Genomic DNA, 18,947 nt, shown 5'->3' with positions numbered 1-18,947 from the left:
AGGTTCTGAACTCCGGTAGCGCGAGGTTTTCTGCCCCGCGGTTGGCACGCAGCGCTCGGTGCATCAGGCTTTTTGCTCGGGGTTTGACGGTCGGAACGCGGCAGGCGAGGGTTTGCGCTCGGCAAATTGGCTCCTCGGAGCTTGACGCGCAACGGTCTGGACGCGGCGTTCGAGCCGCACACCGTAGCGCGCGACTGGTGCGTTTACGGCGCCGGACTTGTGCGGCGCACCAAAACTGGGCGACGGCCCGAGTGCTCAACTCAACTGGCCATCACATCGATCACGCGCTGGGCGGCTTCCACCAGCTTGATGTTGCGATCCATTGCCATCTTGCGCAGACGCTTGAAGGCATCGTCCTCCGACAGGCTCATCTGCTTCATCAGCAGGCCCTTGGCGCGTTCGAGCACCTTGCGTTCGGCCAGTTGCGTCTTGGCGTTGTCCAGTTCGGCCCGCAGGGCGCGGTCGTGCTCGAAGCGGGCGTAGGCGACGTCCAGCACTGCCTTTACACGCGTGGGCTTGATGCCGTCGACGATGTAGGCGGTGATGCCGGCGGCAAATGCCGTCTTGATGCGCGTGGCGTCGTCGTTGTCGGTGAACAGCACGATGGGGCGCGGCGCGTGCTGCGTGGCTACGCACACGTGCTCGATGGTGTCCCGCGCGGCCGATTCGGACGCGACGATCACCATGTCGGGCTGGGTCTGGGCGATGCGGTCAGGCAAGGTAAGGTCGGCGTCGGCCAGTCCCACGTCGACGAAGCCGGCTTCCGCCAGCCCGGCGCGGATCAGTTCCAGGTTGATCTGTTCGGCATCCAGCGGATCGCGCACCAGCAGCACGCGCATCGGCGCAGCCGGGTGGGATGCGGCGGGCGAGGCGGATGAGGTGGGCGGTTTCACGTGCATGATGCAAAGTGGGGCAGGGTGCACGCTGGGCATGCAAGAACCGCGCCGGGCCGGTGCGGGTGTATTCTCGCAAACTCGTCGGTCGCCGGGGGGCGGTGGCCGCAGTGTCCCCACCTGTTCCACTCCAGCTTAGTCCGAGGAGACCCGCATGACCGATTTCGTCGTCACCCCGCCCGCCGTCAATGGCATTCCCGTGCGTGGCGGGCAAGGCCAGTTTCCGGTGCGCCGCGTGTATTGCGTCGGCCGCAACTACGCCGCCCACGCCCGCGAGATGGGTTCCGACCCCGACCGCGAACCGCCGTTCTTCTTCTGCAAGCCGGCTGATGCTGTGCGTTACATCGCCGACGGCGAGACCGGCCAGTTCGTCTACCCGACCGAAACCAAGGATTGCCACTACGAGATCGAACTCGTGGTCGCCATCGGTACGGGCGGCCGCGACATCTCCGTGGAAACTGCGGCCAATCACATCTACGGTTACGCCATCGGCCTGGACATGACGCGCCGCGATCTGCAGAACGCGGCCAAGAAGGGCGGCCGCCCGTGGGAAACCGGCAAGGCCTTTGACGGCTCCGCGCCCATCGGCCCCATCGTGCCGGCCAAGGACGTGGCGCATCCGGACAAGGGTGCCGTCACGCTGTCGGTCAACGGCCGCGAACACCAGCGCGGTGATCTGTCGGACCTGATCTGGTCGGTGCCGGAAACCATTGCGTATCTGTCGCGCCTGTTCGAACTGCGCCCCGGCGATCTGATCTACACCGGCACGCCCGAAGGCGTCGGCCCGGTCGTCGTCGGCGACCTGATGGTCGGGAAGATCGACGGCGTGGGCGAGCTGCACGTGAAGGTCATTTGAGCGCAAGAGTCAGAAGCCATGTCGATCAAGCTGTACAACTACTTCCGCAGTTCGGCGTCGTTCCGGGTGCGCATCGCCCTGGAGGTCAAGGGACTGCCGTACGACTACGCACCAGTGCACCTGCTCAAGGGCGAGCAACTGGCCCCCGACTTCGTCAAGCTGAACCCCGATGCGCTGGTGCCCGTGCTGTGCGACGGCACCGACGTGCTGAACCAGTCCTTGGCCATCGTCGAATACCTGGAAGAGACGCACCCCGAGCCCACGCTGCTACCGGGCTCGCCGAGCAACCGCGCACACATCCGGGCGATTGCGCTGGCCATCGCGTGCGAGATCCATCCGCTGAACAACCCGCGCGTGCTCAAGTACCTGAAGAACACGTTCAACGTGGAAGAAGAGGCGCGCAACGAGTGGTATCGCCACTGGGTGAAGCTGGGGTTTGCGGCGCTGGAAACGCGGCTGTCACAGTCGCCGCTCACGGGCGCCTACTGCGTGGGCGACACGCCAACACTGGCCGACGTGTGCCTCGTGCCGCAGGTGTTCAACGGCAAGCGGTTTGATGTGGCGGTGGAGGATTACCCGACGCTTGCGCGGATCTTCGAGCACTGCATGGCGCAGGGGGCGTTCCAGAGGGCGGCGCCTGGGGTGCAGCCGGATGCGGGGTGATTGAGATGGGGGGCGTTGCGTTGGCGACGCCTTTTTTTTCGTCTTGAGGGTGCGACGACGTACCGCTATCCATAATGCGACGGGCGCGATATTTCCGTCCTGATCATTCGATTTCTGGTTACCACCGCGACATCTCCAGAAGAGCTTTCAGAAATGAATTCTGAGATTCTCTCAATTTATAAATGCAGCCTTCATAAATTGCGGGGTACATTGTTCCATCAGTAACTTCCTTCCATTTTGTGCCTGCGTCACGCTGCAGATCGCAAAATTTTTCGGATCTTCTTTGTGATGTCATGTACTCGTCAAGTAAGCGTGCATGAGGACTTCGTGGTGGGATGCTTTTCGCTAACTCCTTGTAGATATTCTCATTTTCTTCGGTAAGTTTTGCGCTCAATGCTTGATAGCATTGAGCATCTCCGTATCCACCGCCAAGATGTTTAACGCAATCAGACGAGTTATCCGAGTTTGCAAGCGAATAATTGGATGCGGTCAGGAAAAATAGCGCCCACATCTTAGTGGGATGCATCGTAGACCCCCAAGGTGAAAAGTCGTGCTTCCGACGCGATAGGTCGGCAAGAACGCCTCTGTTGTCACGTAGTCAGCCGTGGATGCGGCCGCTACAAGCAAGGAGTGCGGAGAATAGGAGCCTGCGCATTGAGGACAGCCAGGCTCGCCTATCTCTTGGTAGGCATGTCGCCGTCAGAGCAGCACGGGTTGGGGCACGCAGGCAAGATCGAGATCTCGACTCGCCGTCCGTTTCCTACATCATCTGACCGGTAGACGCCGGAGTGTTCATCCACCGGTACTTGGTTGAAGTGTTGGGTTTTCAGGATGGATACGACAGCTCGTAAGCGTGCTTTTGCCAGCGCACGCGCGTTGCGCTCATGGTCTTCTGCCCGTCCATCGACCTGAAACACCTCTTGCGTCGGATACTTGATGCGCTGATCTACCATCCAATTCGCTAGGCGAAGTATTTCCGACGAAGATACCGCCGCGGAATCCGAAGAAAAGTACACATCAAAATTCTGACCCGGCATGCAGGCATACGTGACGCGGGCACTCAAGAGCAGAAACGCCGCCAGCGTATTTCTAATCTTCATAGATGACATAACCTGCGATGCTATCGGCGTTATGGAGCGTGATCTCCGGGTTGGATTTCGCAAGATCTCGGCACTTCCTCATGAAGTAAACAGGATCTCCGGTGTTCATGGTGTCGTGGAAGTGCGATACCTCATGAATTAGCGTAGATACCTGCGAGTCCATGCTGTAGGCGAAGTCTCGTAGCTCGCAGAAATCCAAATGAATGGCGATCGTATGTGTTGCCGTATCGGGTGCGCATACCTCTGCGACAACCCCGAGTTTTCTCTTTGAGTCTGAAACGCAGCCGACATGCGCCATGGTCGCCTCAGAATAGCGAACAAAATTGTTCGGAGTTAGCCCAGCGAGTACATGACGTATGCGGGCAAGTCCACCAGCTAGATAGTCCCGCGTTACACCGTCGCTATTACCGAACCACTGGGCGACGCGAACCCGAGCGGCGGTAGACCATCCTGCTAATTCGGTTAGCCGCTTATCGATAAGCGACACAGCTTTGTCTCGTCGCTGCATGACCATCTGAGCGAACTCCGCGTTGCTCATGTTGGGGCAGATCAATTGGGGATCGTCTTCAAGCGTCGATTTCTGATCTGTCTCTTTGAGCGACGATGAGGGCAACGGCGCCCGGTTATGGCCTCCCAGCGGCGCGGTGAAGGCTGACTTCGCAGTCACCGAAACATGCATTCCACTGCCCGCCCGATTCACTGCAACCCGAAATTTATCCGTCGAAGCAATCGCGCGAGGGGGATTGGCGCATTTGCAGAAAATCCACGCACCTTGAATGGCGAGCTGCCGGCCGCCCGGAAGCCCAAACGCTGGGTAGGCATCGTTGATTAGGTGGCCCACAGATTTGCAGGCTGGGCAAGTTGCCAGATCCCCTTCCGCAGCCACCTCTTTGCCGTGGAACCGCATCCTGCCGGTGGCAATTACGACGCCACCCGTCGTTGTTAAGTCACCATGCCTGAGGCCGGGGCGCATGTCTTCCATGTCCGGCCCCCTCAGATCACGCTGCCGGTCGCCGGCTCCGGACGGTACGCCGGGTCAAGCAGGCCGATGACGGGCGCGTCCGCCGGTTCATCGAAAGTCAGGGCGGTGATTGGTGACGAAACAATGGTGTCGCCGTTGCTCAGTGGGCTGCCAATCATCGCAACGGGACGATCGTCGTCCACCATCGCCATGCCCGCACCCGCGGTAATGGCAGCCACGCTGCCGTCTGGGTAGACAGCTTCATCGCCCACGAGCAGGAGCGTGTGTCCGCTATCTCGGATGCTGCAGGAGCCCTGAATGATCTCGCCGCCGTTGGCTGTCTTCGCGCCGTTGAACGCCGCAACGTAGACCTTGCCGGATTGTGTGTCTTGCATCTGCCATCTCCACATGAGAGCACTTCGCTGAAGTGCTCCATTGGAGCAGCGCCATGCGCTGAATCTCAATCAGGCAATTCCAATTCGGTGGGTGTTTGAAATCAGCGCTGGCGGGCATGCTGATCGGAGGCTACTAGTTGAGCCTTAACACGCGCGATGTGCTGGTAAATGCTGAGCGCCGATAAGTTCGACCGCAAATAGAAACGCCCTGAACAATTCAGGGCGTTTCTGTGCAACGAGGTTTCGCAGGACGTTAACCCAACAGCGCATCCGCAAATTCCCGCGCAGAGAACGGCTGCAAGTCTTCCACCTGCTCGCCCACGCCGATGAAGTACACCGGCACCGGCCGCTGCCGCGCGATGGCGGCCAGGATGCCGCCCTTTGCGGTGCCATCCAGCTTGGTGACGATCAGGCCCGTGAGGCCCAGTGCTTCGTCAAAGGCTTTGACCTGCGCGAGGGCGTTCTGCCCCGTGTTGCCGTCGATCACCAGCAGCGTTTCGTGCGGGGCCGTGGCCATCGCCTTGGCAGTCACGCGGCGCACTTTCTTGAGCTCTTCCATCAGGTGCAACTGCGTGGGCAGGCGGCCAGCGGTGTCGGCCATGACGATGTCGATGCCGCGTGCGCGTGCGGCGTTCACTGCATCGAAGATCACGGCAGCCGGGTCGCCCGATTCCTGCGCCACCACTGTGACGTTGTTGCGCTGGCCCCAGACCACGAGTTGCTCGCGTGCGGCGGCGCGGAACGTGTCGCCCGCGGCCAGCAGCACCGATTGGCCGTAGGTCTGGAAGTGCTTGCACAGTTTGCCGATGCTGGTCGTCTTGCCGGCGCCGTTCACGCCCGCGATCATGATCACCATCGGCTGTTCGCGGCCGAGCACCATGGTTTTTTCCAAGGGGTGCAGCAGCTCGACCAGCAGGTCGCGCAGGGCGGTCTTCACGCCTTCGGCGGTTTCGATGCGCTGGGCCTTGATGCGGCGGCGCAGTTCGCCCAGCAGGTATTCGGTGGCGTCGACACCGGCGTCGGCCATCAGCAGCGCGGTCTCCAACTCTTCGAACAGCGCTTCGTCCACCTTCACGCCAACGAACAGCGTGGTCAGGCCCTTGCTCGTTTTCGACAGGCCCGAGCGCAGGCGCGACATCCAGCCCTTGCGGGCCTGCTCGATCACGGCGGGCGTGGGCACGGTTTCGACATCGTCGGCCTGCACGTCGAGCGAGGGCTGCGTGGCAGATGCGTCCGGCACGGCAACGTGGGCCGGCGCAGCGACAGGACCAGGCGCGACGGCAGGGGCTGCGACGGGCTGGGGTGCCGCAATCGGGGCGGGTACGGGCGTGGGGGTGGGGATAGCAGCCGGGGCAGGTGCCGGCACGGCTATGGGTGCCTGCGCGGCTTCGGGCGCCGCCGCGGGCGTGGGTTCGGCGGCCGGTTGGGGCTCTGCCTTGCGCTTCTTCCAGAAACTAAACATCGTAAAAGGCAGTCTATTTCGCCGTTAGAATCAAGCGTCGAATTTTATCAGACAGGCCCTTATGCGCTCTTCCATGCGAATCGTTTCAAACCGGGCTCGGTCGCGAGTCTGGAAATTGGCCGCGATGGCCCTGGCGGCAGGCCTGCTGGCCGGCCATGTCGGCGCGCAGGAGCTGGCCGCTGCACCGGGGCGTCCGGCAGCCACCGCCAGCGGTGCCAAGGTGGGCGCGAGCCAGTCCGACACGCACGAATACAAGTTGCCCAACGGTCTGCGCCTGATCGTCAAGGAAGACCACCGCGCCCCTACCGTGGCCCACATGGTCTGGTATCACGCTGGCAGCATCGACGAGCACAACGGCACCACGGGTGTCGCCCACATGCTCGAGCACATGATGTTCAAGGGCACCAAGGCAGTCGGCCCAGGCGAGTTCTCCCGCCGCGTGGCGGCCATGGGCGGCCGTGAAAACGCCATGACCACGCGCGACTTCACGATGTACTTCCAGCAGATCGAGAAATCGCACCTGGCCGATGTGATGGGGCTTGAAGCCGATCGCATGGCCAATCTCCAGCTGACCGACAAGGAGTTCAAGCCGGAGATGAACGTGGTGAAGGAAGAGCGCCGCATGCGCATCGACGACTCCGCCCGTTCCACCGTCTATGAGCAGATGCTCGCCACGCTGTTCAACGCTGCGCCGTACCGCAACCCGACCATTGGCTGGCCGGGCGATCTCGACACGATGACGGTGCAGGACGCGCAGAACTGGTACCACGCCTGGTACACGCCCAACAACGTCACCGTGATCGTCGCGGGCGATGTGAACCCCGGTGAGGTCTTCCGCCTCGCCCAGCGCACCTACGGCAAGCTCAAGCCGCATGCGCTGCCGCGCCGCTATGCCCAGGAAGAGCCCAAGCAGATCGGCGTGAAGCGTATCTGGGTGAAGGCGCCGGCCGAAAACCCGTACGTTGTGCTGGCGTACAAGGTGCCGCGCTTGAGTGATGTGGAAAAGGACGTCGATCCGTACGCACTGGAAGTTCTATCGGCCGTGCTCGATGGCTATGACAACGCGCGCCTGTCGAGCCAGCTCGTCAAGGGCGAAAAGCGCATCGCCGACGACGTCAACGCCGGCTACGACGGCTTGAACCGCGGCCCGTCGATCTTCCTGATGGACGGCACGCCCGCCGACGGCCACACCACCGCCGAGATCGAGCAGGCCCTGCGCGCGCAGATCGAGCGCATCGCCAAGGAAGGCGTGACCGATGCCGAACTCAAGCGCGTCAAGGCGCAGGTGGTGGCCGCGCAGATCTACAAGCGCGACTCGGTGTTCGGCCAGGGCATGGAGATCGGCATGAACGAGATGTCCGGCCTGTCGTGGCGATCCGTCGATCGACAGCTTGAGAAGATCAAGGCCGTCACGTCGGCGCAGATTCAGCATGTGGCACAGACGTACTTCAGTGAAGACAACCTCGTTGTCGCCACGCTGCTGCCACAACCGATCGATCCCAACAAACCGGCGCGCAAGCCTGTTCCGGGCATGCGCGATGAAGGAGGGCTGCGTTGATGCGCGCCATGTCTCTGACCCTGAAGACGGCGTTGGTCGCCATTGTTGCAGCGGCCGCGCAGAATGCTCTGGCCGCGCTGCCCATCGAACACTGGACGGCCCCGACCGGCGCGCGCGTGTTCTTTGTGCCGAGCCCGTCGATTCCGATGCTCGACATCAACCTCGACGTGGATGCGGGCTCGCGCTATGAGCCGGCTGCCAAGGTGGGCCTCGCTTCGCTCACGGCCGGCATGCTCGACAAGGGCGTCGCAGCGCAGGGCAACGCCCCGGCGCGCGATGAAGCGGCGATTGCCGATGCGTTCGCCGATGTGGGAGCGAGCTTTGGCGGCGGTGCCGGCGGCGATCGCACCAGCTTGCGCCTGCGCACGCTGTCCGACCCCGTTGAGCGGGGCCCGGCCATCGCGCTGATGACGCAGATCATCTCGGCGCCGACCTTCCCTGACGCCGTGCTCGCACGGGACAAGCAGCGCCTGGTGGCGGCCATTCGCGAATCGCTGACCAAGCCGTCGGTGCTGGCCGAGCGTGCTTTCGGCACGGCCATCTACGGCACGCATCCGTACGGGCAGACTGCTTCGCCGGAAACGGTGGAGGGCATCACCCGCGACGACATCGTGCACTACTACCAAGCCAACTACACGGCCAAGCGCGCGGTGGTCACACTCATCGGCGCGATCAGCCGTCAGGAAGCCGAGGCCATCGCCGAGCAGATCACGCGCGGCCTGCCGGCTGACGGCGCCACGCCAGCGACGCTGCCCGACGTGAAGATGCCGCTGGCCAAGGCCGAGACGATCCGCATTCCGCATCCGGCGCAGCAGGCGACCATCATCCTCGGGCAGCCGGGCATTGCGCGCGGTGACAAGGATTATTTCCCGCTGCTGGTCGGCAACTACGTGCTGGGCGGGGGCGGCTTCAGCGCGCGCCTGACCAACGAAGTACGCGAGAAGCGGGGGCTGACGTACAGCATCGGCAGCTACTTCGCGCCCGCTGCACAGCCCGGCCCGTTCGAGCTGGCGCTGCAGACGCGCAAGGACCAGACAGAGGAAGCGCTGGGCGTGGTGCGTGACACCGTTGCCAAGTTCGTCGCCGATGGCCCGACCGACGCGGAGCTGAAGGCCGCCAAGGACAACCTCGTCAACGGCTTCCCGCTGCGTCTGGACAGCAACCGCAAGCTGCTGGACAACGTGGCCAACATCGGCTGGTACAACCTGCCGCTCGACTACCTCGATACGTGGACGCAGCGCATCGCGGCTGTCACGCGTGATCAGGTGCGCGCGGCATTCCAGCGCGTGCTGCAGCCGCAGACCATGGCGACGATCGTGGTGGGCGGTCCGGAGAAAGCCGTCGCGAACTGACGCACGGCGTCTGTATCCGAAAAAAGCCGGCGGTATCTCCCGCCGGTTTTTGTTTGCGCTCGTTTTATGGGGCAACACCCCCTAAAATCGCGCCCATGGCACCTCGTACCTCCAGCTCCAAAGGCCCCAAGGCCAAGACCGCCACGTCGCATGCGCGCGCACCGCAGCAGGTGCGCATCATCGGCGGGCAATACAAGCGCACGCCGCTCCCGGTGGTCGACGCCGACGGCCTGCGCCCGACCAGCGACCGCGTCCGCGAAACCGTCTTCAACTGGCTCGGCCAGGACCTGACCGGCTGGCGCTGCGCCGACCTCTTTGCCGGCACGGGCGCGCTCGGTTTTGAGGCGGCTTCGCGCGGCGCCGCGCACGTGACGCTCATCGAAAACCACGCGCCCGCCGTACGCGCGTTGCACGCCATTCGCGACAAGCTGGGCGCACGCATGGTCGAGATCGTCTCCGGCGACGCCTTTGCTTGGCTCGCTCGCCAGCCCGACGCGACGCTCGATGCGGTGTTCATCGATCCGCCGTTTGCACAGGATTGGACGCAGCGCGCATTGGAAGCGGCGACCCGCGTGGTCAAGCCGGGTGGCGTGATCTACGTTGAAGCGGCGCAGCCGTTGGCGAATGTAAGCACTGATTCACATGAGAGCGAGCCGGCTGCCGACACCGCGCTGCCTCCCGATCTGGTGCTCCATAAACACCTGCGCGCCGGTGCGGTGCATGCACATTTGCTGCTCCGCAAAAACGGTTAAACTACGCCGCTCGCAACCGATGCATGGGCATCGGGCGGCACCTGCAACGCGGGTGCCCTCGGTCGATTTCGGTGGCACAGGCGGCAGGTTCGGGACCTGGCGCGCTCGATAACGCAACGGTGTCCGAACGCAGTACAGGCGCGGCCATGTCCCTCGCCGACGCTTGCGGATGCTATTTTCCCCTTGGTGGAGGAACCATGGTGATCGCGGTTTATCCCGGCACTTTCGATCCGTTCACGCGCGGCCACGAAGACCTCGTGCGGCGTGCGTCCAACATCTTCGACGAACTGATCGTCGGCGTGGCGCAGAGCCCGAACAAGCGGCCGTTCTTCGCGCTGGAAGAGCGCATCGAGATCGCCCGTGAAGTGCTCGGCCATTACCCCAACGTGCGGGTCGAGGGGTTTTCCGGCCTCTTGAAGGATTTCGTGCGTAAGAACGGTGCGCGCGTCATCGTGCGGGGCCTGCGTGCCGTGTCGGACTTCGAGTACGAATTCCAGATGGCCGGCATGAACCGCTACCTCCTGCCGGACGTGGAAACCATGTTCCTCACGCCGTCGGATCAGTACCAGTTCATCTCGGGCACGTTCGTGCGCGAAATCGCCGTGCTTGGCGGTGATGTGAGCAAGTTCGTGTTCCCGTCGGTCGAAAAGTGGCTCAAGGAAAAGACCGGCAAGACGGAAGGGTCAGGCAAATCGGAATAAAATGATGCTTTGGCGAGCGTTGGCTTGCCGGTCATTTCAAGGAAGGCATCATGGCGCTCATAATTACCGATGAGTGCATCAATTGCGACGTGTGCGAGCCTGAGTGCCCCAACGGCGCGATTTCGATGGGCCCGGAGATCTACGTGATCGATCCGGGCAAATGTACCGAATGCGTCGGCCACTTTGACGAGCCGCAGTGCCAGCAGGTCTGTCCGGTGGAGTGCATCCCCAAGGACCCCGCCCATGAGGAAACGCACGAGCAGTTGATGCAGAAGTACACCCAGTTGACCGCCGCACCACGCGCGGCGTGAGCATACAAAAAAGAGACGGCCTTGGCCGTCTCTTTTCATTGGTGCCTACCGTTTCGTTGGCGCTACGTTCACTGGATCGGCAACAGATCTTCCGGCCCTTCGTACACATAGCCCGGCTCGCAGACGATGCGGTAGTGCGGGTAATGCGGACGCGGCGGACGCGGCACGATCGGCGTGGGCGTCACTGGTGCTTGTGCGAACGGTTTCGGGCCGCTGCCAGGTTGGCGTAGCGCGCCGGCGGCAGGTGCAGGAGGCTGGCTGATCACCGGCATCGGCGTCGGATAGGGTTGCGGATATGGCACCGGTCCGACGTAGATGCGATGGCAGTAGCGGACGCCTTCCTGCGCAACCACGACTTTCTGCCGTTGCTCGCGGCGCGCCTGTTCGGCAGCCTGTGCCGCCATCTGGGCTTGGCGAGCGTCTTCCGCAGCCTGGGCTTTGCGGCGCGCGGTTTCCATCTGATGCACTTCGGCGGCTTCGGCGCTGGCGCGTTCGCGGGCAGCCTTTTGATCGGCGGCGCTGGGCGTGTTGTCGATCATCGGCACCGGCTTCGCGCGCGTACCGCAGGGGTGGTCGGAATAGGTCGTCTGGCCGTTCTCGCTGCAGCGATACACCTGCGCGTGCGCCGGCAGGCTAGCTGCCAGTCCGAGCGCCAGACCCGCCAGCACGGCGGCGCGTGAGGTCAGTATGGCGAACGGTGTCATGGCGGTGTCCTTGGTGTGGGCGGATCAGCGTGCGGTATGCAGGCGCATCATGGCTTTCTCGGCGTTGCCGGTGATCAGGTCGGGCAGCGCATCCAGGCTCTGATCGATGGCGCGGTCGATGAGATCCTGCTCTTCCTTGCGAGGCGCTTTGAGCACGAAGTTGGCGACGTCATGCTGACCGGAGGCTGCCGTGCCCGGTGGCAACAGGTTGCGCGGGTGGCCGATGCCCAGGCGTAGCCGCCAGAACTGTTGCGTGGTCAGATGTGCGGCAATGTCCTTCAGGCCGTTGTGGCCACCCGAACCCCCGCCGAGCTTGAGCTTGACGGCGCCGGGCGGCAAATCCAGTTCGTCATGCACGACCAGGATTTCATCGGGCATCACCTTGTAGAAGCGTGCCAGCGCCACGGTGGCCAAGCCGGAGCGGTTCATGAAGGTTTGCGGCTGCAGCAGCCACACCTCGTTGCCCCAAAGGTTGGCGCGCGCTGCATAGCCGTGAAAACGGGTCTCGTTGCGCAGCGTGACGTTGCCCATGCGCGCGAGCTGGTCGACCAGCCAGAAGCCGGCGTTGTGTCGCGTCGCCGCATATTCGGCGCCCGGATTGCCGAGGCCGACGATGAGTTTGATCATGCGATTCGTATCAGGTTGAGGTGCAGGAAGCGCCCCTTGATCGTACAAGCATAGCTGCTTTCCACAGCATGGAGGCGGGGCGGCTCGCGCCGCTCAGGCAGAAAAAAAGCCCGGCGAGACAGGCTCGGCGGGCTTTTTTGACTCGCACCGAAGTGCGAGTTGCGGCAACTTAGGCTGCCGGCTTGTCTTCGCCTGCAGCAGCGCCTTCTTCGGCGGCAGCGGACTTCTCGCCAGCCGGCACGCTGATGTTGGCAACAGCCGGGTTCTCATCGCCACCGTGGGTGAGGATGGTCACGCCCTTCGGCAGCTTCAGGTCAGCGATGTGCAGGGTCTGGCCGATTTCCAGCGTACCCAGATCCACTTCGATGAACTCCGGCAGGTCGGCCGGCAGGCACGACACTTCAACGTCGTTCAGGATGTGGTTCACAATGCCGTGACCCAGCTTCACGCCCGGTGCGGTTTCCTGGTTCAGGAAGTGCAGCGGCACCTTGACGTGGATCTTTTCCTTGGCCGACACGCGTTGGAAGTCGACGTGCAGAACCAGTTGCTTGAACGGGTGAAGTTGGAAGTCGCGCAGCAGCGCCTTTTCCACCTTGCCAGCCACTTCGATGTCCAGGATCGACGAGTGGAAGGCTTCCTTCTTCAGCGCGTGGTACAGCGCGTTGTGATCGAGTTCGATCATCTTCGGGTCGGCTTCGCCGCCGTAGATGATGCCCGGGGTCTTGCCGGCGTTGCGCAGGCGGCGGCTCGCACCAGTGCCCTGAACGCTACGCTCGAAAGCGACAACTTTCATGATTGCTCCAAACGAAAAAGACGACTCGCGACCAAGCCGTCTGGTGAACGGGGCGCCATATTGCGCCCCGCAGACACCGCAGAAGCGCCGTCTAATCGACGTTTTCTGCAGTAAAGCCTTGAATTATAACAGTAAGCTGTTGGGGTGCCGAATTATTCAGCAAACAGCGACATGATCGAGTCACCGCGCACGATGCGGGTGAAGGTCTCGGCCAGCAGTGGTGCCGTCGATAGTTGACGGATCTTGCCGCACTTGATGGCGTCTTCGCGCAGCGGGATGGTATCGGTCACGACCACTTCGTCGAGCGCCGAGTCTGCAATGCGGGCAGCTGCGCCGCCCGACAGCACCGGATGCGTGCAATACGAGAACACTTGCTTTGCACCGCGCTCCTTGAGCACCTGCGCGGCTTTGCACAGCGTGCCACCGGTGTCGATCATGTCGTCCATGATCACGCAGTTGCGGCCGTCGACTTCACCGATGATGTTCATCACCTCGGCCACGTTGGCCTTCGGGCGACGCTTGTCGATGATCGCCAGATCAACGCCGAGTTGCTTGGCGAGCGCACGTGCGCGCACCACGCCGCCGACGTCGGGCGATACGACCAGCAGGTCTTCGTAGTTCTTCTTGCGCAGGTCTTCGAGCAGGATCGGCGACGCGTAGATGTTGTCGACCGGGATATCGAAGAAGCCTTGGATCTGGTCAGCGTGGAGGTCCATCGTCAGCACGCGCTCGACGCCGGCGACTTCCAGCATGTTGGCCACGACCTTGGCCGTGATCGCCACGCGCGCCGAGCGTGGGCGGCGGTCCTGGCGGGCATAGCCGAAGTAGGGGATGGCGGCCGTGATGCGTCGGGCAGACGCGCGCTTGAGCGCATCGACCATCACCATCAGTTCCATCAGGTTGTCGTTGGTCGGGGCGCAGGTGGATTGCAGGATGAACACGTGCTTGCCGCGCACGTTTTCCTGGATCTCGACCTGAACTTCACCATCGGAGAATCGGCCGACGAGGGCCTTGCCGAGCGGGATGCCTAGGTGCTTGACGACCGCTTCGGCGAGTTTCGGGTTGGCGTTGCCGGTAAAAACCATCAAGCCTTCGCTGCTCATCGGGGCACCTGTTTTTCGACTTCAGACGCGCCGGTCAGTTAAAGCACCAACCGGGCTATTGCTGGGAACATGAGGAAGAAAATGGCAGGGGCGGAAGGATTCGAACCTACGCATGCCGGAATCAAAATCCGGTGCCTTAACCAGCTTGGCGACGCCCCTACACAACCTATCGGTTACCGCCTCCATTGCAGAAGCAATAACTGTAAACCTTACACAGCAAATCTTGCGAGCGGATGATGCGCCAGACCTGCCGCACATCGACCTTCCCATTCGGAAGGCACCTGATCCGCCACCGCTTGCGCATGCTCGACGTTGTCGAACGGAGCAAACACGCAGGCGCCGGATCCGGTCATTCTTGCCAGCGGGCTGAACTGACGCAGCCAGACAAGTGCTCGGGCGATTTCGCCGTATTTCCTTTCCGCCACTGCTTGCAGGTCGTTGCGACCGTAAGCAAAAACAATTTGTTGGTCAGGAAAGTCCGTAATTATGGTGAGTGGCGTATCGCGTGTCAACCCTTCATCGGAAAAAATTGCGGGGGTAGGCACATGCACGCGTGGGTGAATCACCACGAACGCAGCCGGGGGCAGCGTGACGGGCGTGAGTTTTTCGCCGATACCCTCGGCGAAGGCGTTCTGGCCGAACACGAAGAAGGGCACGTCGGCGCCGAGCTTGAGGCCGATCGCCATCAGTTGCGTGCGTGGCAGATCGAGGCCCCAAAGACGATTGAGTGCGAGCAGCGTGGTGGCTGCATCAGACGAGCCGCCGCCAATGCCACCGCCCATTGGCAGGCGTTTCTCGATGGCGATGTCGACGCCGTAGGTGCAGCCCGTTTCCGCTTGCAGCAGGCGCGCGGCGCGGATGACGAGGTCGTCATCGGGAGGCACGCCGGGGATGTCGGTGGTGCGCACGAGACGGCCGTCGGTACGGCGCGTGAAATGCAGCGTGTCGCTCCAGTCGATCAACTGGAAGACGGTCTGCAGCAGGTGATAGCCATCGGGCCGGCGGCCGACCACGTGCAGGAAAAGGTTGAGCTTGGCGGGCGCGGGGCAGTCACGCAGCTCGACGGGGGCGGAAGACATGACGAAGCGAGGTGTTACTGGTCGAGCACGAGCCGCACCGAGAGCGGGCCGTTGGTGCCCTGCGGGCGATCAAGATCGAGTCGGCGGATGCTGGCCTTGGCGCCGTCAGTGTTGTTGCCGTCGTCAGTCCACGCGACGTAGTGCACGGTCCAGCCGTTCTGCTCGATGGTTTCGGGGCGCGATTGCGCATCACGTGCCACGCGTGCCGGCGTGCCGGGAGCGGGGCGGGCGCGCAGCCAGTCGCGCAGGCCGGAGACCGGCAGCGAAAAGCCGAGCGCATCCTGCATCAGCGTGTCGACTTCGGGGGCGCGGCGCGGCTGCTGGTTCGGCAGTTCGAGCGTGGCACCCTGGTTGCTCTGACTGATGATGGCCAGCGTCTGGCCCAGCGGTGACATCAACTCAAGCTGCACGTCGGGTCCGCGCTCGCGCCAGAGGAAGCTGCCCACGGCGCTTTGCTCCGCGTTGTTCTGCGTGTAATGGGCTGAGAAGCGACCCTGATAGCGCGTGATGGTGGTGTCGGCATCTTGCGTGCCAGCGAAGAGATCGTTGGCTGGCCGCAAGGTGGTGCAGCCGCTGAATAGCGCGCAGCCAGTGCCGAGCATCAGCGCGCCAAGCGCGCGCGTGAACCGCATCCCCATCAATTCGCGCTCATGGGAACGTTGGGCACCGGCTGGCCGAAGCGGCGCAGCGTGTCGCGCAGGGTGATGTCGTTCACGTCGAGCTTGGACGCTTCGGTCCAGATCTGGCGCGCGTCATCCTGTTTGCCCGATTGCCACAGCACTTCGCCCAGGTGTGCGCCGATTTCGGCTTGAGGGGCGGCAGTCCACGCCTTGCGCAGGATGTCGGTGGCGGCGGGCAGATCGCCGCGACGGTATTTGACCCAGCCCAGGCTGTCGGCGATGTAGGGATCATCCGGTGCGAGCGACACGGCTTTCTCCAGCAGCTCCTGCGCTTCCTGCAGGCGCACGTTGCGATCGGCCAGCGAGTAGCCGAGCGCGTTGTAACCGATGGCCTGGCCGGGGCGCAGGTCGATCACCTTGCGCAGCAGTGTTTCCATGTTGTCGTAGTGGCCGTCGTGCTCTTCGAGCATCGCGAGCTGGTACGAGTATTCGACGTTGTCCGGGTCGCTCTTGAGCAGTTCGTTGACGCGGGCGCGGGCGCGGCCGTAGGCCTTGGCGTCCATCAGCATGCCGATTTCGGCCTGACGGATGCCGTCCATCAGGGCCTGGCGGCGCGGGCCATCCGGCACGTCTTCGGAATCGGCGACGAGTTCGTCGAAGGTCTGTTGTGCCTCGTCAATGCGGCGCAGCTTGCCGAGCAACTGGCCGCGCTTGATGCCGGCTGCCAGCGCGGTCTGGCCATCGGCGTCGCCATTGGCGGAACCGGTGATTTTGTCGACCCAGCCCAGCGCGCCGGCGTAGTCGTGCTTTTCCTCGGCCAGTTGGGCGAGGCCCTGGTAGCCGGGCTCGGGGCTCAGCGTGGGCGACTTGGCGGTGGCCGTGACGTATTCCTTCAGGTAACGCTCCGCGTCGTCGTACTGGCGCTGCTGCAGGTTCAGCAGGCCCAGCGCAAGCGTGATGCGCGCATCGTTGGGCGCGATCTTCTTGAGCGTTTCGAATTCAGCGCGCGCCTTGTCCTGCTGATTGCGCACGAGGTACATGCGGGCGAGCGCCAGGTGTCCGTCGATGGACGCCGGTGCGGCTTTCAAGAAGCTGCGCAGGCCAGCGATGGCGGCATCGGGGTCGCTGTCGGCACGCAGTTCGGCGGCGAGGATGGCTGCGTCTTCATAACCGGGGCGCAGCTTGAGCGCGGTGTCCAGTTCCGTCAGCGCGCCGGTGACATCCTTGGCGGCAACCTTCGCGCGGGCCAAGGCCAGATGCGTTTCGGGACGCTGCATGTCATGCGAGGCGATGCGCTGCAGCGCGCCTACGGCACCCGCCGGATCGTTGCTCTTGGACATCTGCTGCTGCAATTGCAGCAGGGCATCCGCGCGCTGGCCGGGCGAGACCTTGTTCAACTGCGCCTGCAGCATCGGCTCGACTTCCGACCACTGGCCCGTTGCCACCAGCAAGAGCTGCTGCACCTGGCGTGCCGGCATGGACGTCGGCGACAGCTCCACCCATAGGCGCGAGGCGGTCAGCGCTTGCGCTGGGGAGCGCGTCAGAAAAGCGATTTCGGTGGCGCGCTGGGCAAAGCGGGGGTCGCGCGTGTCTTGTGCGAGCCCGAGGTAAGTGCGGTAGGCCGGTTCGACCAGCCCGCGCTGCAGCGACACTTCCGAGGCCAACACGCGGTACATGATGTCTTCGGTGAGCGCGACTCGCGGCAGATCGGTACGCTCCGAACTCAGCAGGCCGGTGCGCGGCCGCGAGCGTTCAATCTGGATGGCTGCGCGGCCGCCCGTGCCGCCTTCCTGTGCCGCTTGCGCAATGAGCGGGGCGGCAGTCACCGACTGCGACGACCAAGCCGGCAGACTCGTCAGCCCCCCCGCCACCAGCGCGGCCAGCAGGGCCGTTCGGCTGCGTGGGAATCGCCGCGGGCGTTGCGTCGCGGGCGAACGGGAGAGGGCGTGAGGCATGGTCTCGAAGCTCCGGATAGGGGTTCGGGTCATTGTAGCCTGACCGCTACAATCGCCCGCATCGTAAAAAAGGTTGGAGCAGCACATGGGACGGAGGTTCGATGCCTGAGTTGCCGGAGGTCGAGGTGACTCGGCTGGGTTTGCTACCGCATATTACGGGGCGACGTATCGTGCGCGCCGTAGTGCGCCATCACGGGCTGCGCTGGCCGATCGACCCGGCGCTGCCCGATTTGCTCGCGGGCCTGACCGTCACGCGTTTGCTGCGCCGGGGCAAATACCTGCTCATTGAATGCATGCCCGAGATGAGTCAATCCGCAAGCCACGCCGATGCCGCAGGCGGCTGGCTGCTGATCCACCTTGGCATGACCGGCACCTTGCGCGTGCTGGAAGCACCTGTGTCGCCCGGCCCGCATGATCACGTCGATATCGAACTCGCTGGCGCAACTGGCGTACCGATCACACTGCGCTATCGAGACCCGCGCCGCTTTGGTGCCGTGCTCTGGCACGCTGGCGACGAAGCCGGCTTGGCCGAGCACCCGCTCCTGCGCAATCTCGGCATTGAGCCGTTCGATGCGCGATTCGACGGTGACTGGATGTTTGCCCGCACGCGGGGGCGCCGGGTTGCCATCAAGTCGGCGCTGTTGGCGGGCGACATCGTCGTCGGCGTGGGCAATATCTATTGTTCGGAGAGCCTGTTTCGCGCCGGTATCCGGCCGACCACGGCGGCGGGCCGCATCAGTCGACCGCGCTATGCGGCGCTGGCCGAGGCCATTCGTGCCACGCTGGCCGATGCCATCGAGCGGGGCGGCAGCACGCTGCGCGACTTTGTCGGCTCGGACGGGCAAAGCGGCTACTTTCAGCTGGAAGCCTTTGTATACGACCGCGCCGGTCTGCCGTGCCGCGTGTGCGGCACACCGATCCGCCAGATCGTGCAGGGGCAGCGCTCCACATTTTACTGTCCGACCTGTCAGCGCTGAGTGGTCTGCCAAGGGCATCGGAAGCCGCCTGAAAACGCCTCGCTGGAGCGATCTGGCCGTCATTTCGCAAGGTTTTTGAAGTGGG

Annotated in this window: 21 protein-coding genes and 1 tRNA gene; 8 read left to right on the top strand and 14 right to left on the bottom strand. The window is 63.4% G+C overall.

Annotation, left to right across the window (positions count from 1 at the left end; all coding sequences use genetic code 11):
- Positions 1 to 260 precede the first annotated feature (260 nt).
- Positions 261 to 899 (bottom strand): ANTAR domain-containing response regulator, encoded by a 639-nt coding sequence (locus R2N16_RS02170; RefSeq protein WP_316663923.1) that lies wholly within the window; start codon positions 897 to 899, stop codon positions 261 to 263.
- A 148-nt stretch (positions 900 to 1,047) separates the two neighbouring features.
- Between R2N16_RS02170 and R2N16_RS02165 the strand changes: the two genes are divergently transcribed.
- Both R2N16_RS02165 and maiA read left to right on the top strand, forming a co-directional pair.
- A complete protein-coding gene (locus R2N16_RS02165) occupies positions 1,048 to 1,749 on the top strand; it encodes a fumarylacetoacetate hydrolase family protein (protein WP_316663921.1) in 702 nt (233 codons plus the stop codon).
- Positions 1,750 to 1,767: 18 nt separating this feature from the next.
- Positions 1,768 to 2,412 carry a maleylacetoacetate isomerase gene (gene maiA / locus R2N16_RS02160; protein WP_316663920.1) on the top strand — a complete coding sequence of 215 codons (645 nt, stop codon included), beginning with the start codon at positions 1,768 to 1,770 and terminating at the stop codon, positions 2,410 to 2,412.
- Positions 2,413 to 2,530: 118 nt separating this feature from the next.
- Here the strand turns inward: maiA and R2N16_RS02155 are convergent, their stop codons facing one another.
- From R2N16_RS02155 to ftsY, 5 genes are all read right to left on the bottom strand, one after another.
- Complete coding sequence (locus R2N16_RS02155) at positions 2,531 to 2,938, bottom strand: hypothetical protein (protein ID WP_316663919.1); 408 nt, start codon at positions 2,936 to 2,938, stop codon at positions 2,531 to 2,533.
- Between the two features lie 148 nt (positions 2,939 to 3,086).
- Positions 3,087 to 3,512: a hypothetical protein gene (locus R2N16_RS02150; RefSeq protein WP_316663917.1), complete on the bottom strand. Its 426-nt coding sequence runs from the start codon at positions 3,510 to 3,512 to the stop codon at positions 3,087 to 3,089.
- Positions 3,502 to 4,494 (bottom strand): M35 family metalloendopeptidase, encoded by a 993-nt coding sequence (locus R2N16_RS02145; RefSeq protein WP_316663916.1) that lies wholly within the window; start codon positions 4,492 to 4,494, stop codon positions 3,502 to 3,504. The genes R2N16_RS02150 and R2N16_RS02145 overlap by 11 nt, the downstream gene beginning before the upstream one ends.
- An 11-nt stretch (positions 4,495 to 4,505) precedes the next feature.
- The gene (locus R2N16_RS02140) at positions 4,506 to 4,868 is read right to left on the bottom strand and encodes a PAAR domain-containing protein (protein ID WP_316663915.1); all 363 of its coding nucleotides are present in this window, start codon (positions 4,866 to 4,868) and stop codon (positions 4,506 to 4,508) included.
- Positions 4,869 to 5,121: 253 nt separating this feature from the next.
- Positions 5,122 to 6,330, bottom strand: a complete 1,209-nt coding sequence (gene ftsY / locus R2N16_RS02135; RefSeq protein WP_316663914.1) for a signal recognition particle-docking protein FtsY — start codon at positions 6,328 to 6,330, stop codon at positions 5,122 to 5,124.
- 61 nt (positions 6,331 to 6,391) lie between these two features.
- On the opposite strand from ftsY, the gene R2N16_RS02130 reads away from it, so the two are divergent.
- The 5 genes from R2N16_RS02130 to R2N16_RS02110 all read left to right on the top strand — a co-directional run bounded on the left by R2N16_RS02130 (position 6,392) and on the right by R2N16_RS02110 (position 11,004).
- On the top strand, positions 6,392 to 7,888 hold the full coding sequence (locus tag R2N16_RS02130) for a M16 family metallopeptidase (protein WP_316663913.1): 1,497 nt from the start codon (positions 6,392 to 6,394) through the stop codon (positions 7,886 to 7,888).
- Complete coding sequence (locus R2N16_RS02125) at positions 7,888 to 9,240, top strand: M16 family metallopeptidase (RefSeq protein WP_316663912.1); 1,353 nt, start codon at positions 7,888 to 7,890, stop codon at positions 9,238 to 9,240. Before R2N16_RS02130 ends, R2N16_RS02125 begins: the two co-directional genes overlap by 1 nt.
- Positions 9,241 to 9,335: 95 nt before the next feature.
- Positions 9,336 to 9,992: a 16S rRNA (guanine(966)-N(2))-methyltransferase RsmD gene (gene rsmD / locus R2N16_RS02120; RefSeq protein ID WP_316663911.1), complete on the top strand. Its 657-nt coding sequence runs from the start codon at positions 9,336 to 9,338 to the stop codon at positions 9,990 to 9,992.
- 197 nt (positions 9,993 to 10,189) lie between these two features.
- Positions 10,190 to 10,693, top strand: a complete 504-nt coding sequence (gene coaD / locus R2N16_RS02115) for a pantetheine-phosphate adenylyltransferase (RefSeq protein ID WP_004633426.1) — start codon at positions 10,190 to 10,192, stop codon at positions 10,691 to 10,693.
- 50 nt (positions 10,694 to 10,743) lie between these two features.
- Positions 10,744 to 11,004, top strand: a complete 261-nt coding sequence (locus tag R2N16_RS02110; RefSeq protein WP_316663910.1) for a YfhL family 4Fe-4S dicluster ferredoxin — start codon at positions 10,744 to 10,746, stop codon at positions 11,002 to 11,004.
- A gap of 68 nt (positions 11,005 to 11,072) precedes the next feature.
- On the opposite strand, the gene R2N16_RS02105 is transcribed toward R2N16_RS02110, so the two are convergent.
- From R2N16_RS02105 to R2N16_RS02070, 8 genes are all read right to left on the bottom strand, one after another.
- A complete protein-coding gene (locus tag R2N16_RS02105; RefSeq protein WP_316663908.1) occupies positions 11,073 to 11,708 on the bottom strand; it encodes a DUF4124 domain-containing protein in 636 nt (211 codons plus the stop codon).
- A 24-nt stretch (positions 11,709 to 11,732) separates the two neighbouring features.
- Positions 11,733 to 12,335, bottom strand: coding sequence for an aminoacyl-tRNA hydrolase (pth, locus tag R2N16_RS02100; RefSeq protein ID WP_316663907.1), 603 nt, complete (start codon positions 12,333 to 12,335; stop codon positions 11,733 to 11,735).
- A gap of 169 nt (positions 12,336 to 12,504) precedes the next feature.
- Positions 12,505 to 13,128, bottom strand: a complete 624-nt coding sequence (locus R2N16_RS02095) for a 50S ribosomal protein L25/general stress protein Ctc (protein ID WP_316663905.1) — start codon at positions 13,126 to 13,128, stop codon at positions 12,505 to 12,507.
- A gap of 152 nt (positions 13,129 to 13,280) precedes the next feature.
- Positions 13,281 to 14,231, bottom strand: coding sequence for a ribose-phosphate pyrophosphokinase (locus tag R2N16_RS02090; protein WP_004633415.1), 951 nt, complete (start codon positions 14,229 to 14,231; stop codon positions 13,281 to 13,283).
- An 82-nt stretch (positions 14,232 to 14,313) separates the two neighbouring features.
- Positions 14,314 to 14,390: transfer RNA gene (locus tag R2N16_RS02085), tRNA-Gln, on the bottom strand.
- A gap of 50 nt (positions 14,391 to 14,440) precedes the next feature.
- Positions 14,441 to 15,310 (bottom strand): 4-(cytidine 5'-diphospho)-2-C-methyl-D-erythritol kinase, encoded by an 870-nt coding sequence (ispE, locus tag R2N16_RS02080; RefSeq protein ID WP_316663904.1) that lies wholly within the window; start codon positions 15,308 to 15,310, stop codon positions 14,441 to 14,443.
- Positions 15,311 to 15,324: 14 nt separating this feature from the next.
- Positions 15,325 to 15,948, bottom strand: coding sequence for a lipoprotein insertase outer membrane protein LolB (lolB, locus tag R2N16_RS02075; RefSeq protein ID WP_316663903.1), 624 nt, complete (start codon positions 15,946 to 15,948; stop codon positions 15,325 to 15,327).
- Complete coding sequence (locus tag R2N16_RS02070; RefSeq protein ID WP_316663901.1) at positions 15,948 to 17,885, bottom strand: tetratricopeptide repeat protein; 1,938 nt, start codon at positions 17,883 to 17,885, stop codon at positions 15,948 to 15,950. The genes lolB and R2N16_RS02070 overlap by 1 nt, the downstream gene beginning before the upstream one ends.
- A 101-nt stretch (positions 17,886 to 17,986) precedes the next feature.
- Here R2N16_RS02070 and mutM point away from each other — a divergent pair, with 101 nt between their 5' ends.
- Positions 17,987 to 18,862: a bifunctional DNA-formamidopyrimidine glycosylase/DNA-(apurinic or apyrimidinic site) lyase gene (gene mutM, locus R2N16_RS02065; RefSeq protein WP_316663900.1), complete on the top strand. Its 876-nt coding sequence runs from the start codon at positions 17,987 to 17,989 to the stop codon at positions 18,860 to 18,862.
- The last annotated feature ends 85 nt before the right edge of the window (positions 18,863 to 18,947 follow it).

The sequence above is a fragment of the Ralstonia psammae genome, from assembly GCF_958405935.1.
Classification (GTDB): Bacteria; Pseudomonadota; Gammaproteobacteria; order Burkholderiales; family Burkholderiaceae; genus Ralstonia; species Ralstonia psammae.
Note: the sequence above shows the minus strand (reverse complement) of the source record. Positions and strands in the feature narration are given on the sequence as shown.

Coding starts and splice junctions, on each gene's coding strand:
- R2N16_RS02145 (WP_316663916.1), bottom strand. CDS start 4,494: ATGGAAGACATGCGCCCCGGCCTCAGGCATGGTGACTTAACAACGACG.
- R2N16_RS02155 (WP_316663919.1), bottom strand. CDS start 2,938: ATGCATCCCACTAAGATGTGGGCGCTATTTTTCCTGACCGCATCCAAT.
- R2N16_RS02095 (WP_316663905.1), bottom strand. CDS start 13,128: ATGAAAGTTGTCGCTTTCGAGCGTAGCGTTCAGGGCACTGGTGCGAGC.
- rsmD (WP_316663911.1), top strand. CDS start 9,336: ATGGCACCTCGTACCTCCAGCTCCAAAGGCCCCAAGGCCAAGACCGCC.
- R2N16_RS02070 (WP_316663901.1), bottom strand. CDS start 17,885: ATGCCTCACGCCCTCTCCCGTTCGCCCGCGACGCAACGCCCGCGGCGA.
- ispE (WP_316663904.1), bottom strand. CDS start 15,310: ATGTCTTCCGCCCCCGTCGAGCTGCGTGACTGCCCCGCGCCCGCCAAG.
- R2N16_RS02125 (WP_316663912.1), top strand. CDS start 7,888: ATGCGCGCCATGTCTCTGACCCTGAAGACGGCGTTGGTCGCCATTGTT.
- R2N16_RS02090 (WP_004633415.1), bottom strand. CDS start 14,231: ATGAGCAGCGAAGGCTTGATGGTTTTTACCGGCAACGCCAACCCGAAA.
- R2N16_RS02130 (WP_316663913.1), top strand. CDS start 6,392: ATGCGCTCTTCCATGCGAATCGTTTCAAACCGGGCTCGGTCGCGAGTC.
- R2N16_RS02150 (WP_316663917.1), bottom strand. CDS start 3,512: ATGAAGATTAGAAATACGCTGGCGGCGTTTCTGCTCTTGAGTGCCCGC.
- R2N16_RS02105 (WP_316663908.1), bottom strand. CDS start 11,708: ATGACACCGTTCGCCATACTGACCTCACGCGCCGCCGTGCTGGCGGGT.
- pth (WP_316663907.1), bottom strand. CDS start 12,335: ATGATCAAACTCATCGTCGGCCTCGGCAATCCGGGCGCCGAATATGCG.
- R2N16_RS02110 (WP_316663910.1), top strand. CDS start 10,744: ATGGCGCTCATAATTACCGATGAGTGCATCAATTGCGACGTGTGCGAG.
- mutM (WP_316663900.1), top strand. CDS start 17,987: ATGCCTGAGTTGCCGGAGGTCGAGGTGACTCGGCTGGGTTTGCTACCG.
- ftsY (WP_316663914.1), bottom strand. CDS start 6,330: ATGTTTAGTTTCTGGAAGAAGCGCAAGGCAGAGCCCCAACCGGCCGCC.
- R2N16_RS02170 (WP_316663923.1), bottom strand. CDS start 899: ATGCACGTGAAACCGCCCACCTCATCCGCCTCGCCCGCCGCATCCCAC.
- R2N16_RS02140 (WP_316663915.1), bottom strand. CDS start 4,868: ATGCAAGACACACAATCCGGCAAGGTCTACGTTGCGGCGTTCAACGGC.
- R2N16_RS02165 (WP_316663921.1), top strand. CDS start 1,048: ATGACCGATTTCGTCGTCACCCCGCCCGCCGTCAATGGCATTCCCGTG.
- coaD (WP_004633426.1), top strand. CDS start 10,190: ATGGTGATCGCGGTTTATCCCGGCACTTTCGATCCGTTCACGCGCGGC.
- maiA (WP_316663920.1), top strand. CDS start 1,768: ATGTCGATCAAGCTGTACAACTACTTCCGCAGTTCGGCGTCGTTCCGG.
- lolB (WP_316663903.1), bottom strand. CDS start 15,948: ATGGGGATGCGGTTCACGCGCGCGCTTGGCGCGCTGATGCTCGGCACT.